At 49.5% G+C, this 14,099-nt stretch carries 11 protein-coding genes and 1 pseudogene; 5 read left to right on the top strand and 7 right to left on the bottom strand.

What is annotated here, in order from left to right:
• The first annotated feature begins 130 nt into the window (after window positions 1-130).
• A complete protein-coding gene (locus DW096_RS08275; RefSeq protein WP_085931073.1) occupies window positions 131-796 on the top strand; it encodes an MIP family channel protein in 666 nt (221 codons plus the stop codon).
• 134 nt (window positions 797-930) lie between these two features.
• Here the strand turns inward: DW096_RS08275 and uxuA are convergent, their stop codons facing one another.
• The 7 genes and pseudogenes from uxuA to dapB all read right to left on the bottom strand — a co-directional run bounded on the left by uxuA (window position 931) and on the right by dapB (window position 8,236).
• Entirely contained in the window at window positions 931-2,103 is a 1,173-nt protein-coding gene (uxuA, locus tag DW096_RS08270) for a mannonate dehydratase (RefSeq protein ID WP_005826068.1), read from the bottom strand.
• A 34-nt stretch (window positions 2,104-2,137) separates the two neighbouring features.
• Window positions 2,138-2,950 carry an SDR family oxidoreductase gene (locus tag DW096_RS08265; protein ID WP_057254023.1) on the bottom strand — a complete coding sequence of 271 codons (813 nt, stop codon included), beginning with the start codon at window positions 2,948-2,950 and terminating at the stop codon, window positions 2,138-2,140.
• A 137-nt stretch (window positions 2,951-3,087) separates the two neighbouring features.
• Window positions 3,088-4,305: pseudogene (locus tag DW096_RS08260) on the bottom strand (alginate lyase family protein); the annotation flags it as partial.
• Window positions 4,306-4,308: 3 nt separating this feature from the next.
• Entirely contained in the window at window positions 4,309-4,950 is a 642-nt protein-coding gene (locus tag DW096_RS08255; RefSeq protein ID WP_005826060.1) for a WbqC family protein, read from the bottom strand.
• Between the two features lie 89 nt (window positions 4,951-5,039).
• Complete coding sequence (lepB, locus tag DW096_RS08250; protein ID WP_005826058.1) at window positions 5,040-5,975, bottom strand: signal peptidase I; 936 nt, start codon at window positions 5,973-5,975, stop codon at window positions 5,040-5,042.
• Complete coding sequence (lepB, locus tag DW096_RS08245) at window positions 5,972-7,465, bottom strand: signal peptidase I (RefSeq protein WP_005826057.1); 1,494 nt, start codon at window positions 7,463-7,465, stop codon at window positions 5,972-5,974. The genes lepB (DW096_RS08250) and lepB (DW096_RS08245) overlap by 4 nt, the downstream gene beginning before the upstream one ends.
• A gap of 6 nt (window positions 7,466-7,471) precedes the next feature.
• Complete coding sequence (gene dapB / locus DW096_RS08240) at window positions 7,472-8,236, bottom strand: 4-hydroxy-tetrahydrodipicolinate reductase (protein ID WP_005826055.1); 765 nt, start codon at window positions 8,234-8,236, stop codon at window positions 7,472-7,474.
• 96 nt (window positions 8,237-8,332) lie between these two features.
• Here dapB and DW096_RS08235 point away from each other — a divergent pair, with 96 nt between their 5' ends.
• From DW096_RS08235 to DW096_RS08220, 4 genes are all read left to right on the top strand, one after another.
• The gene (locus DW096_RS08235; protein ID WP_005826054.1) at window positions 8,333-9,607 is read left to right on the top strand and encodes a DUF2851 family protein; all 1,275 of its coding nucleotides are present in this window, start codon (window positions 8,333-8,335) and stop codon (window positions 9,605-9,607) included.
• A gap of 77 nt (window positions 9,608-9,684) precedes the next feature.
• On the top strand, window positions 9,685-10,197 hold the full coding sequence (locus DW096_RS08230) for a hypothetical protein (RefSeq protein ID WP_005826053.1): 513 nt from the start codon (window positions 9,685-9,687) through the stop codon (window positions 10,195-10,197).
• A gap of 114 nt (window positions 10,198-10,311) precedes the next feature.
• Window positions 10,312-11,001 carry a DUF6250 domain-containing protein gene (locus DW096_RS08225; RefSeq protein ID WP_005826049.1) on the top strand — a complete coding sequence of 230 codons (690 nt, stop codon included), beginning with the start codon at window positions 10,312-10,314 and terminating at the stop codon, window positions 10,999-11,001.
• Between the two features lie 6 nt (window positions 11,002-11,007).
• Window positions 11,008-14,094 (top strand): chondroitinase family polysaccharide lyase, encoded by a 3,087-nt coding sequence (locus DW096_RS08220; protein WP_118930966.1) that lies wholly within the window; start codon window positions 11,008-11,010, stop codon window positions 14,092-14,094.
• Window positions 14,095-14,099 lie beyond the last annotated feature (5 nt).

The raw sequence follows: 14,099 nt of genomic DNA, 5'->3' as shown, positions 1-14,099 counted from the left end.
TTCGGGTTGGCTAAGGAAGATGCAGATATGCTGGATGTTAGAGTTAAAGCAGTGATGTTTTGTAGTAATGGGTGAGTTTTTACCGCCGTGTTTGGGCAGATTTTCATCTTTTATATTTATTTTTACAGAAATGATCGGGACAATGGTTCTTGTCCTGATGGGATGTGGTAGTGCTGTCTTTGCCGGAAGTGCGGCGGGGGCGGTTAGTGCAGGTGTCGGAACGCTGGGAGTGGCTTTTGCTTTCGGCTTGTCCGTTGTGGCGATGGCATACGCTATCGGAGGAATCTCGGGCTGTCATATTAATCCTGCCATTACCCTGGGCGTTCTGTTGTCCGGCAGGATGAGCGGGAAAGATGCAGCCATGTATATGGTGTTTCAGGTTATCGGGGCGGTTATCGGTTCTGCCATTCTTTATGCATTGGTGTCTACGGGCGCTCATGGTGGTCCTACGGCTACCGGTTCCAATGGGTTTGCTGACGGAATGATGTTGCAGGCATTCATTGCAGAGGCTGTGTTCACGTTTATCTTTGTGCTGGTTGTCTTAGGTTCTACGGATTCCGAGAAGGGGGCGGGTAATCTTGCAGGATTGGCCATTGGTCTTACGTTGGTATTAGTGCACATTGTTTGTATTCCTGTTACGGGAACTTCTGTCAATCCTGCCCGTAGCATCGGTCCGGCACTGTTCCAGGGTGGCGAGGCTCTCTCTCAGTTGTGGCTGTTCATTGTAGCTCCGTTTGTGGGTGCTGCGCTGAGTGCCGTTGTATGGAAAGTGCTTGCTGCAAAAGAAGGTAAATAAATGTCGGCAGACAGTGCCTTAAGAAGAGGCGGCTGATGGCAGAAAACTTATAAAGGGAAGCCCTCCGTCCGAAACTTTGAAGTTTCGGACGGAGGGCTTCCTGTTCTTTCCTTATGCTTGCTATATCTTGTGCCTTATTCGTACAGCGATTTGGCTATACCCATTTCCAGTCCACGAAGCTCTGCCAGTCCGCGCAGACGGCCGATACAGGAATAGCCGGGATTGGTTTTCTTCTTCAAGTCGTCTACCATCTGGTGTCCGTGGTCGGGTCGCATCGGGATAGAGACACCACGGCGTTGTTGCAGTTCAAGGAAGGCTTTCATCACGTGATACATGTCCACGTCTCCTTCCAGGTGGTTGGCTTCGTAGAAATTGCCTTCGGCGTCGCGTTGTGTACTGCGCAGATGGACAAAGTTGATGCGGTCGGCAAATTGCTGCATGATGACTGCACAATCGTTGGCGCTGCTTACACCGAGCGAACCGGTGCAGAGGCAAAGACCGTTGCTCTTGTTGGGAACAGCGTCAATCAGTGCCTGGAAATCGGCAGCACAGCTCATGATGCGTGGCAGGCCGAGGATGGAGCACGGTGGGTCGTCCGGATGGATAACGAGCATGACACCTGCTTCGTCGGCTACCGGAGTGATTTCTTGCAGGAAATAGATCAGGTTGGCACGCAGGCGTTCCGGAGTGATGCCCTTGTAGCGGTCCAGTTCCTGTTGGAACTGTTCCAGGGTGAAGCTTTCTTCTGAGCCGGGAAGTCCGGCAATCATGTTGCGTACAAGCAGTTGTTTGTCTGCCTCTGTCATCTGTTCGAAGCGGGCACGGGCTTTGGCCTTTTCTTCATCGGTGTATTCGCCTTCTGCACCGGGACGACGTAGCAGGAAGAGGTCGAAGGCGATGAAAGCGGCACGTTCAAAGCGGAGGGCACGACTGCCGTCGGGTAGTTCGTAGGCGAGGTCGGTACGTGTCCAGTCCAGTACGGGCATAAAGTTGTAGGTGACAATGTGAATGCCGCATTTGCCCAGGTTACGCAAGCTCTCTTTATAGTTGTCGATATACTTCTGGAAGTCTCCGGTTTGGGTCTTGATATGTTCGTGTACGGGTACACTTTCTACTACAGACCAGCGCAGACCGACGGCTTCAATCATTTCTTTCCGTTTCTTGATTTCCTCTACTGTCCATATTTCCCCGTTTGGAATATGATGCAAGGCGTTTACAATGCCGGTAGCCCCGGCTTGTTTGATGTCCCAAAGGCTTACCGGGTCGTTGGGACCGTACCAGCGCCAGGTTTGTTCACAAAGAATCATGTTATTTATTGTTTGATGATTTGCAATTTACTATTTACATGGCGAATGCGTTGAACCCTCCGTCCACTACAGCCACCGTACCGGTGACAAAGCTGGAAGCATCGCTGATGAGGTATTGGATGGTTCCGCAAAGCTCTTCTGCACGGCCCATACGTCCGAAGGGAGTTTGGCGAATCACATCTTGCCCACGTTCCGTGTAGCTTCCATCCGGGTTCGTCAGCAGGGCACGGTTCTGCTCTGTGAGGAAAAATCCGGGTGCGATGGCATTTACACGAATACCTTCACCAAACTTCTTGGCAACTTCCGTAGCCATGAAGGCTGTGAAATTGGAGATACCGGCTTTTGCGGCAGCATATCCGGCTACACGCGTCATGGGGCGGAAAGCAGCCATGCTGGAGAAGTTGACAATAGCGCCTGTCTTCTGTTCCACCATCGGTTTGAGGAAGACTTGTGTAGGCAGTACGGTACCGGTCAGGTTTAATTCAAGCACCCGTTGGAACTCTTCTATCTTCAAATCGAAGAAAGTGCCCGTGGGCGCGATGGTGGCACCCGGCATATTTCCGCCGGCTGCATTCAGCAGGGCATCTATGCGGCCATAGGCTTTCAGGATGTCAGCCAAGTTCTGTTCCAGCAGTTCACGGTTCATCACGTCGGTTGTCAGGAACATGGCTTCTCCACCGTTTGCCTTGATTTCTCCGGCAATGGCGTCCCCTATTTCTGCCTTGCGTCCCAAAATGACGACCTTTGCACCTTCTTCTGCCAGATGAAAGGCGATGGCTTTCCCCAATACTCCTGTTCCGCCGGTTATGACCACTACTTTGTCTTTAATGTTAAATAAGTTTTTCATGATTCGTTCATTTAAAAATTACGTTGTGTTTTATTTGATTAGCGTTGCAAAAATACGGAATAATCTGTTGCACTGACTAACAATCATACAAAAAAGATGCATTTGTTGTCCGGAAGAAAGTGCTATTTCCTTATCGGGTTGTCCAATGCCGTGGCTTGTATATACAGTAGATTGAAGTTGTCATGCGGTTTTAGGATACGGTGGGCATAATAAAGATTCAGGTAGTCTTTGCGTGCAGGATTCAGGTAGACGGCAGTACGGTAGAGGTCTTTGCAGAAATTCTGTATCGAGCTTTCCCAGCCGCTTATCTGCTGGTAGGGCCATTCACTGAGGCCCTTTCCGACGTAGGAAGCCAGGAAATCCATGGCTTTGTAGAAGTTACGTCCATCGGTAGAGGTGATGTCATCCAGCTTGATTCCAAGATTTTTTGCCATCAGCATGATGTCAATAAAGTGGGTCAGGTTGTACTGTGAGTAGTGGAAGGCAAGGGTACGTTGCAGTTCGTGCGGTTGTCGTCCGTCAGGAGCTATCTGGGGGAAGATACGTTTTTGGGGGAAGTCATTGATGATTTCCTGCGCCAGTTTCTTGTTACCGGTATAGAGGGCGAAAGCTATGATTTGGGCATCGTAGGCTACGCTGTGGTTGTTGGCACTGGCTGCTTCTTCCTTACCTTGCGGACTGGCGAGCATCCAGTCGGTCAGTTTGGAAAACCATTTCTTCAGTTGTTTGCTGTCCTGGGTAGTAAATGCTTTTGACTGTTCTAGCAGTGCCACAGCATCCAGCATTTCTATGAAGGAGTAGGTGTCTATCAGCCCATAGCAGCGACCTTTGTCGTTATTGTGTCCCGGCATCATTTGTGCATATTCCAGGTTGGGGTTCATTCGGGTGTCTTTGTTCAGAAACCATACGCGGATAAGTTCTGTGGCTTTCCGGGCATACTGCTCTTCTCCGCTGAAGTACCAGACCAGAGCCAGGGTAGTGATGCGGCCGGCTGTTGTTCCCAACCGATTACGGTCTAGTTTGTTCAGTTCAGGATTGGATACGCCGTCGCGGTTGATGTAAGGCAGGCCGTTTGGCTTTGTCGGGTCGGGCCAATAGTATCGGGCTTGGCTCATATAGTCATGCTTGTCACCGCTGGCAGGTGTTTTTTCTTTCATCATGACAGAAAGGGGCTGGGCGTCCAATAACCTGTCCGCTTCCGCTTTCAATATCTCGTAAGTTGTGGCATAGAAAGGCTCGTGAATAGAGTGTTTTACATTTGCGAGGTGTGCTGTGTTCCAAATGGATTGTGCTTGCATACAAGATGCCAGGAGCAGGAAGGCAAGCGTCCATTGTATTGTTGCTTTCGGTTTCATGTCTTATTTTAGAGTGATGGACTTCTGTAATACCAATAAGCTCTCCGGTCCCATATTGAACAGCAGGTCTATGATGCTCAAGTTGGGCAGAAACCCGAGTCTCTCTTGAAACACTTGATAATAAGGTTGTGGTGAGAATTCTGTATCTTCCAGAGAAAAATCCTTTTTCGGATGAATGCGTTCGCGGAAATCCGCTTCATTCGGAGTGAATTCAGTCCGGTATTCGGTGGTGCGTGCCATATCGGGCTGTATGTCTATCAGAGAACAGATAAGATGGCAAAGTTCTTCGTTGAAATCGACTAAAAACTCATACTTCTTTTCATAGAAAGGGCGGAAGTCGTCTTTATAATATTCAAAGAAAGGAGTGTGGTTGTAGGCAGATTCTATGGCATTCCAGTGCAGATGCCTCCAGTTCCCGTGGTCTGAAATGCGTATATCGCGCATCGGGCATTTTAGGGTATTCGGTTTGACGGTGGGGATGGAAAGGGCCAGTTCACCGTCCGGTACGGCAATGGTACAACGGTTCCGGTAAGTCTGCTTCATATAGTGGTCATGCTGTTCGATGAATACTTTATCGTATGCCAGCAATTTGGTATAATATTCTATGGGAGCCAAATAGGCGGAAGAAAGAAAAACTGTTTTCATCAGTATATTTACGATTAGATGATTTGCGATTTACGATTGAAGCTACTGTGCATTGTTTGTATTTTCATTTTTATTCTTTCATTTGTTTGTCATTCCACTCTTTTCCATATCCTGCCCCATCGGTAACCGCTGAAAGGTCCTGTTCCCTTTTCTTTGGAGAACCAGATGATAGATGCCTTGCCTATGATGTGGTCTTTGGGGACGAAACCGAAAAGACGGGAGTCCGAAAGATTGATGGCATTGTTGGCACCTACCCAGTAGTAGTCTTTGGTAAAATGGCAGTGTTGCACGGGTTTGCCTTCCACATAAAGGGTGTCGTTTTTGATTTCGGCTTGTTTCTTTTCGTGAAGTACCAGGGTATTTCGCAACAAAGTCTTGTTCCACGGATATACGCGCACGGCTTTGCCTTTGCTGGGGATTATCAGAGGTTTCAGTATCTCCATAGAATCTTCCTTGACAATAGGTTCTATCCAGCAGTTCCCGTTCATGGCTTGTTCCAGCAAGTAGTGTTCATAACGGCTGAAACTGCGTATATTCTTTGTTGAGTCCTGCCCCAATAGTTTGTTGGGAGCGATGGAAAGTATGGAAAGCAATGAATCCAACTGTCGTTCCCGTTGTCTGGGGTAAGAATAAAGAAACTTCTGGTCGGGCGCATTCTTTTCGGAAGGAATCACTGAAAAAAGCGAATCTATCAGCAAGGTATCTCCGGGAATACCGATGCAACGGCTGATGAAGACTTCCCGTCGGTCAATCACGGGTTCTGAAAGATTGGCAGGATTGTTGAATACAAGAATATCCTCTTTCTGCACCGGACTGTCCGCCCAGCGATGATACCCCCATAACTTCATGAAAGGAAGCCGCAGACCGTAGCTCCACTTGTTTACAAGAATACGCTCACTTTGGTACAGTGAATTTTCCATGCCGGAAGAGGGGATAAGATAGGAAGTTGCCACACAACCCCGAAGCAGCACCACGACGAGTGCCACTCCAACTATTGTGATTGCTATCTTACACCCTTTTTTCATTTAATGCCGTCCACCCACTTGAATATCCGGTTCCAGCGTATCTTACCGTCAAACCAGCCCCGGTCTTTGTCCAGTGACAACCATACTACGATAGGCTTTCCTACGACATGGTCTTCCGGCACAAAACCCCAGTATCGGGAGTCGGCGGACTTGTCGCGGTTGTCGCCCATCATCCAGTAGTAGTCCATATTGAAGGTATAAGAGTCGGTCTTTTCACCATTGATGTAGATGCCGTCTTCCTTGACTTCCAGTTTGTTGCCTTCATAGGCAACGATGCAGCGTTCGTAGATAGGCAGGTTGTCCTCGGTCAGCTTGATGGTGGCGCCTTTGGCAGGAATCCATATCGGGCCGTAGTTGTTGCGGTCCCATTTAGTGTAAAGGTTCAGCGGATACATCTGTCCCGAGAATTCTCCCGGTTCAATGATAATATTACTGATGAGTTTCTTGTTGCCCGAAAGGGTCTCGTACATCTTTTTGGTGAGCGGAAGATGATAGACCGGTGCCAGCCTGCCTTGGGCATCCCGGCGGTCCAATCCCATTTCAATCAGATTCTCTTCCCAGCCCAGACCGTCGGTCATCAGTGTCTGGTCTTCTTTGCTGATGCCCAGTTCACGGAACATATCATCGGTGATATAAGGACCTGTAGTCTGTACAAAGTAGTTGAACTGCATTTCTGTAGGGTTCTCGATGGCTTTACCGTCGATGTATACCTGTCCTTTCTTGATTTGCAACGTATCGCCGGGCAGGCCTACGCAACGTTTTACATAGTTTTCACGACGGTCAACGGGGCGTATGACAATGTCACCGTACATTCTCGGATTGGAACGGATAAGATTACGTCCGGCATTGTAGTACAGGTCGTAGACAGTACGTTGCTGCTTGCGTGTCAGGCTGTCCATATTCACCTTGTTGGGATACACGCGTTTTCCTTCTTCGTAAGCAAGGGTATAGAAGTCTGTCTGCTGGAAATTGGTGGCTACCGTGTCGCCTGCCGGGAAGTTGAACACCACAATGTCATTCAGTTTCACTTTGCCGAAGCCTGGTACACGCTTGTATTCCCATTGGGGCCATTCGATGTACGATTTGGTGTTGAATACCGGTAGTGTATGTTGTGCCAGCGGCATGGAAAGCGGCGTATTCGGTACGCGCGGACCATAACTCATCTTGCTGACGTAAAGGAAATCGCCTACCAACAAGGATTTCTCCAATGAGGAAGACGGTATCTGATAATTCTGGAACACATAGATATTTACGAAGTAGACGGCTACCAGCGCAAATACGATGGCATCCACCCAACTCATGATGCTGCGTACGGCAGGATTCTCCGATTTCTTCCAGAATCCCCAGGGTATCTTCTTACTGATGTAGATGTCAAAAATGAAGGGTAGTACAATCAGTCCCAGCCAGCTTTTTACCCAAACCAGAAAGGCAAGGTAGAGCAGGGTGACTATACTGAATTTAATCCATTGGGTGCGTGTTGCTTTTCTCATGATGTTTTAGTCTTTTAAAAATGGAAACAAGTCACTCATTCCCAAAGCACCTTCGTGCTTGGCGGTATATTCGGCAGCAAGGACAGCTCCCAAGGCAAATCCCCTGCGATTCTTGGCATCGTGGGTGATAGTGATACTGTCGGCTTCGGAGTCGTAGCGGATGCTGTGGATGCCCGGTACTTCTCCTTCGCGGATAGAACTTATGGATAGCTCATTGGCTGCACATTCCGTAGAGCCCGAAACGGTTCCGTCGGGAGCTTGGAAAGTCCCTTCTACCCATTTGTCCTTACGGTCGAGATTCTCCAGAATACCTTCGGCAAGCGTGATGGCCGTTCCGCTCGGAGCGTCCATCTTGTGGATGTGGTGCGTTTCGCTCATTGTCACATCATAGGCAGGGAATTGGTTCATTATCTTTGCGAGGTACTTGTTGACGGCAGAGAAGATGCTTACTCCCAAGCTGAAGTTGGAAGACCAGAACAGTGTCTTGCCGCCTTCGGTACAAAGTCTCTTTACTTCGTCTCCATGTTCTGCCATCCATCCCGTACTGCCGGATACCAGTTTGACCCCGGCGCGGAATGCCTTCATATAGTTATTGTATGCAACCATGGGGTTGGTGAACTCTATGGCAACGTCGGCGCTCTTGAAGGCTGCCGATTCAAAGTCTTCCTGATTGTCGACATCGATGATGCTTACAATTTCGTGTCCGCGGCCAAGGGCTATTTTCTCGATTTCCTTGCCCATTTTTCCGTAGCCGATTAATGCGATTTTCATTGTTTCTATCTGTTTTTATTTAGTTTATCAACAAACTATAGGTCGCAAAGATAATCTTTTTCTTACATTTGTGCTCAACATTAACGTCTTGTTAACATGGAACAACTACTGCATTATGTTTGGAAGCACAAAATATTTCCTTTGTCATTGCTCCAGACAACCTCCGGCCGGCCGGTAGAAGTGATAGATCCCGGTTTGCCGAACATGAATGCAGGCCCCGATTTTTTTAATGCCAAACTGAAAATAGACGGTACGCTCTGGGTGGGCAACGTCGAAGTGCATACGCAGGCATCAGACTGGCTGCTCCATAGGCACGACCGTGACAAGGCGTATGATACCGTCATCCTGCACGTGGTGGGCGAATCGAATTGTGATGTGTACCGCACGAACGGTGAGCTGGTTCCCCAGATGGTGCTCACTTGCCCCGACACTGTCCGCTTGCGCTATGAAGAGCTTCGGCAGACAGAGATTTATCCTCCCTGCTATTCCATCCTTGCCTCCCTCCCAAAGCTGACCGTCCATTCCTGGCTGTCCGCTTTGCAGGTAGAGCGTTTTGAGCAGAAAGCATGCGTCATATCCCAGCGGCTCGAACGCTGCAATCATCATTGGGAAGATGTTTTCTTCATTACTCTTGCTCGTAACTTCGGCTTCGGGCTGAATGGGGATGCTTTCGAGGCATGGGCAAACCGCCTTCCATTCCGCGCCGTAGACAAGCATCGGGACAGTCTGTTTCAAGTGGAGGCTTTCTTCCTGGGGCAGGCAGGCCTGCTGGAGGAGGTCTCGGCAGAGGCAGATGATTATTATTTGATACTTCAGAAAGAGTTCCGCTACCTGCAACACAAGTTCGAGCTGCCAGCTCCCATGTCTGTTGAGCAGTGGCGGTTTCTGCGTCTTCGTCCCGATAACTTTCCACATGTACGCCTCGCCCAGCTTGCCTGTCTGTATCACAAGGAGCAGTCGCTCTTCTCGCGTGTTATGGAGGCTGAAACGCTGGAGGCGGTGAAGAAGATACTGGCTGCCAAGACTTCCGCGTATTGGGAGGAGCACTTCAATTTCAGAAAGGTTTCACCCCGGAGGGAAAAGCGGGTAGGGGACGGTGCCTTGAATCTGATTGCCATCAATACGGTCATCCCGTTTCTTTATGCTTATGGCCTGCACAAGGCCGATGACGTTTTGTGTGACCGTGCCACCCGTTTCCTTGAATCCTTGAAGGCCGAAAACAATCACGTAACCCGACTTTGGGATGGTGCCGGTTTGCCGGTATCTACCGCTGCCGATTCGCAGGCTCTGCTTCAACTTCAAAAGGAATATTGTGACAAGAAAGACTGCTTGCGTTGCCGGTTTGGTTACGAGTATCTGAAACATAGATGATAATAATTATCGCCCCATAGCCTTAGCATTTTATTACTTTTATATTATCTTTGCGCATTGAAAAATAATCCGAGTATATGAAGGCTATCCGCTTTGTTTTTTGTCTGTTTGCGGCACTCATGCTGACGACTCTCAATGGTCTGGCTGCCGAAGAGGAGGATTTCAAGACATTTCTCCAGAAATTCACGTCCAGTGCTTCATTCCAGTATTCCCGAATCAAGTTTCCTTTGAAGTCTCCCATCGCCCTCTTGAAGGATGACGGTGAGACGGAACAGACTTTTCCCTTCACCCGCGAGAAGTGGGCATTGCTAGACGAAGAAACGCTGAAGGAAGGACGTACTACCGAAGAGGAGGGAGGTACCTATATTTCTCACTTCACTGTCAATGAGCCTGCCCATAAAGAGTTCGAAGCAGGCTATGATGAATCAGAACCTTCCCTTCGTGTGGTCTTTGAACTGACGGATGGCAAGTGGTATGTCACCGACTGCTATAACGACTGGTACAACTTCGATCTCCCTATCAATGAACTGGAAGAAACTATTCAGGCGGTACAAGAGGAAAACAAGGCTTTCGAAGAACTTCATCCTTGATGAAGTGGGGGCAGAAATCCGCCTCAATCATTATTTTATCCTTCTTCTGTACGATTTATGCCCCTCTTTTTCCAAAAAGAGGGGTTTCTTTGTACCGTACTAATACATTGAAATATGCGGTTACAACTTCTTTTGATGCAACTTCTCTTATGTGTCCTCCCCGGTATGGAGATGGGCGCTTCCTGCCGGCTTACCGCCTGGGTCGTGGAGGATTCTTCCGGAAAAGTGGAAATTACATGTATCGGCGATACGATGGATATTGTATCTCCGGACGGGCTGTCCCTTTGGTATAAGGAACGGTTGACGGGAAACTATGAGATTACCTACCGGGTACAAGTGGTGGTTGAGAATGGTAGCTACGACCGTCTCAGTGACTTGAATTGTTTTTGGGGGGCCGATGACCCCCGGCATCCGGATGACTTCTTTGCCCGCAGTGCATGGCGCAACGGCGAGTTCAAGAATTACAATACGCTGGACCTTTACTATGTGGGCTACGGCGGTAATGATAATGGAACTACGCGTTTCCGTGAATACCATGGAGAGTATTATGGAGTGGACGATGCAAAGATTAAACCCATCTTGAAAGAGTATACCGATGCCGCCCACCTTTTGAAGCCCAACCATTGGTATGAAGTTAAAATCCGTGTGGAGAATGGAGCCACCACTTATGCCATGGATGGTGAAGAGCTTTTCAGCTTACCGGTTGCCGATGGCAAAGGAGACGGCTATTTCGCCTTACGGTTGTGGCAGAACCACGTACGTTTTGCAGATTTCCAAGTAGCAAATATCGATAACCTTAAATAAACAGACATGATGCAATTCAGTAAATGGAAAATAGGAGCGGTAGCGCTCGTTTGCATGTTGCTGCCGGGCAGTGTACACGCACAAATCGTGAAGAATGAGCGCTTGCTTTCTTTTGAGGAGAAGCAGGTTCCGGCGTTTGTCACTACGGCAGCCGGTTCGCAGTTGGGCATTAGCGACGAACATTATAGGGACGGCGACCACAGTTTGAGCTGGACTTTCGAGCCGGGTGCCGCACTGTCTATCAAAAAAGACTTGAAATTTGAGAAGAAAGACCCGACGGGGAAAGACACCTATCTTTCGGCTTTCATCGTATGGGTGTACAATGAGCAGGCCCAGGACAAGCAGATTCTGTTTGAGTTCCTGAAGGATGGCAAGGTATGCACCTCTTTTCCTTTTGGCATCAACTTTACCGGTTGGCGCGGAGCATGGGTATGTTATGAACGCGATATGCAAGGTACCCCGGAAGAAGGGATGGACGAAATCCGAATTGTAGCCCCCGACGTGAAGGGGAAACTCTTTTTCGACCATCTGATTACTGCCAGCAAGGTGGATGCCCGCCAGCAGACTGCCGACTTGCAGGTACCGTTTGTAAATAAGGGAACCACCAACCACTGGCTGGTTATCTACGAACACTCCTTGTGGAAACCGGACATCCCTCTGACAGACGTGACCGAGGCGCAGAAGCAGGATATACGGATTATGGAGAAGCGTTTCCGCGGCATGCTCTACACACCTTCCGCGCTTTCGGACAAGGAGATGCAGTCCATCCGTGAGAAGTATGATTTTTATCGGATTACCTACAAGAACGGCAAGGTAGCAGGACGTCCTATCTATTTCGTACGTCACTCCGAGGCATACGAACGTATGGTACCCGATTGGGACAAAGATATGTTCTCCAGACTGGGGATAGAGATAAGCGACTATTTCAACCTGATGAAACGCGTCGCCATCGCCTACAACAATGCGGAAGATGCGGCGCTGAAACACGAGTTGAAGCAGAAATTCATCGCCATGTACGATAACGCCACCGACCAGGGTATTGCCTACGGCAGTTGCTGGGGGAATATCCACCATTACGGATATAGTATGCGCGGTCTGTTTGTGGCTTATTTCTTGATGAAGGACGTGTTGCGTGAGGTAGGTAAGCTGGAAGAGGCGGTACGTACGCTCAACTGGTATGCCATCACCAATGAGGTATATCCCGAACCTGCCGTCAACGGTATTGATATAGATACGTTCAACACCAAGTTGCAAGGCCGCATAGCCAGCATTCTGATTATGGAGGATACACCGGAGAAACTGCAATACCTGCGTTCCTTCTCCCGTTGGCTGGACAAAGGCTGTCTTCCTGCGCCGGGATTGGCCGGTTCTTTCAAGCCGGACGGTGCCTGCTTCCATCATTGCAACAATTATTCTGCTTATGCAGTGGGCGGTCTGGACGGTGCCACTAATATGATTTACTTGCTGAGTGGTACCGAGTTCCGCCTGTCCGAGCAGGCACACGAGACGGTGAAGAAAGTGCTTCTCACCATGCGTTTCTATTGCAACCTGAAGCAATGGTCTCTCTCCATGTCCGGACGCCATCCCAACGGGGGAGGAAGTCTGATACCTATCCAATATGCCACGATGGCCATTGCCGGTACGCCGGATGGCAAGCAGAAGTATGACCCCGAAATGGCCGCTGCCTATTTGCGCCTGGTTGCCTATACAGAAGCTCCGGACAAGAATGCGCCCGACTATCTGCCGAAGGCTTCCACTCGCCACGAATTGGAGATGAAGAAGTTGCTTGAAGCCCAAGGCTTCCGTCCGGAACCCGACCCGCAAGGCAATCTGGCTTTGGGTTACGGTTGTGTATCCGTACAGCGTCGCAGCAACTGGGCTGCCGTAGTACGCGGACATTCCCGTTACCTCTGGGCTGCCGAGCACTATCTCCCCGCCAATTTCTATGGCCGTTATCTGGCACATGGCAGCATGCAGATTCTTACCGGAAAAACCGATGAAATGGTTACTTTTGCCACCAGTGGCTGGCAGGAGGCCGGTTTCGACTGGAATCGTATTCCGGGTGTCACGAGCATTCATTTGCCTTTCGACCAGCTGCGTGCCCGGGTATTGAATGTCGATACCTTCTCCGGCATGGAGGAGATGCTCTATTCCGACGAAGCTTTTGCCGGCGGTTTGTCCCAAGCACATCTGAACGGTAACTTCGGTATGGTGCTGCATGAACATGATAAGTATAACGGTTCTCACCGTGCCCGCAAGTCGTTCCATTTCTTCGACGGCACCATTGTATGCCTCGGTACGGACATCGAAAACCTAAATACCGAATATCCAACGGAAACCACCGTGTTCCAGCTTGCCGCCACCACTCCCGAAACCCGCCGGTACTGGGAGTCCTGTCAGAGTGACGGGCAGACTTATATAGATCCCAACGGCGTAGGTTATTACATTTCCAAAGCCTCCCGCCCTGATGCCCGCTACGAGAAGAACTTCCCGCAAGTGACCGTGGGCGAGCGTAGCACCAAGCCCACTTCCGGCGACTGGGTGTCCTTGACATTACAGCATGGCAAAGCCCCGAAAGGCGCTTCCTACGAATATGCCGTGCTACCCCACACGGATGCCGCCGCTTTGGAGGCATTCGCCAAGAAACCCACTTACAAGATTCTCCAACAAGACCGCAACGCCCACATTGTGCGTTCTCCGGCAGACGGTCTTACTTCTTACGTCTTGTTTGAGACTCCGCAAGCTCTGCCCGACGGCGGATTGTTGCAGAAAGCCGATACATCGTGCCTTGTCATGATACGCGAATATAAGGACAAGCTTCTGCTGACTGTCTCCCAACCCGACCTGGCCTTGTATCGTGGTCCGAGTGACGAGGCTTTCGATAAAGACGGAAAACGTATTGAGCGCAGTATCTATTCACGCCCGTGGATAAAAAATGTCAGTGGTGAAATTCCCGTGACCATTACGCTGAAAGGTTTGTGGAAAGTGACCGAAACTCCATATTGTCAAGTGGTGGTGGCCGACCGGAAGCAGACAGTACTTCGTTTTACCTGTCGCGATGCAGTGAGCCTTGACGTGGAATTGAAAAGGTGAACCTT

This window comes from Bacteroides sp. AM07-18 (assembly GCF_003602695.1).
GTDB lineage: Bacteria > Bacteroidota > Bacteroidia > Bacteroidales > Bacteroidaceae > Bacteroides > Bacteroides uniformis.
This window is presented reverse-complemented; position numbering and strand designations above follow the sequence as displayed.

Bases quoted from the DNA above. Each gene is read 5' to 3' on its own strand.
- DW096_RS08275 (WP_085931073.1), top strand. From the start codon at position 131: ATGATCGGGACAATGGTTCTTGTCCTGATGGGATGTGGTAGTGCTGTC.
- uxuA (WP_005826068.1), bottom strand. From the start codon at position 2,103: ATGATTCTTTGTGAACAAACCTGGCGCTGGTACGGTCCCAACGACCCG.
- DW096_RS08265 (WP_057254023.1), bottom strand. From the start codon at position 2,950: ATGAAAAACTTATTTAACATTAAAGACAAAGTAGTGGTCATAACCGGC.
- DW096_RS08255 (WP_005826060.1), bottom strand. From the start codon at position 4,950: ATGAAAACAGTTTTTCTTTCTTCCGCCTATTTGGCTCCCATAGAATAT.
- lepB (WP_005826058.1), bottom strand. From the start codon at position 5,975: ATGAAAAAAGGGTGTAAGATAGCAATCACAATAGTTGGAGTGGCACTC.
- lepB (WP_005826057.1), bottom strand. From the start codon at position 7,465: ATGAGAAAAGCAACACGCACCCAATGGATTAAATTCAGTATAGTCACC.
- dapB (WP_005826055.1), bottom strand. From the start codon at position 8,236: ATGAAAATCGCATTAATCGGCTACGGAAAAATGGGCAAGGAAATCGAG.
- DW096_RS08235 (WP_005826054.1), top strand. From the start codon at position 8,333: ATGGAACAACTACTGCATTATGTTTGGAAGCACAAAATATTTCCTTTG.
- DW096_RS08230 (WP_005826053.1), top strand. From the start codon at position 9,685: ATGAAGGCTATCCGCTTTGTTTTTTGTCTGTTTGCGGCACTCATGCTG.
- DW096_RS08225 (WP_005826049.1), top strand. From the start codon at position 10,312: ATGCGGTTACAACTTCTTTTGATGCAACTTCTCTTATGTGTCCTCCCC.
- DW096_RS08220 (WP_118930966.1), top strand. From the start codon at position 11,008: ATGATGCAATTCAGTAAATGGAAAATAGGAGCGGTAGCGCTCGTTTGC.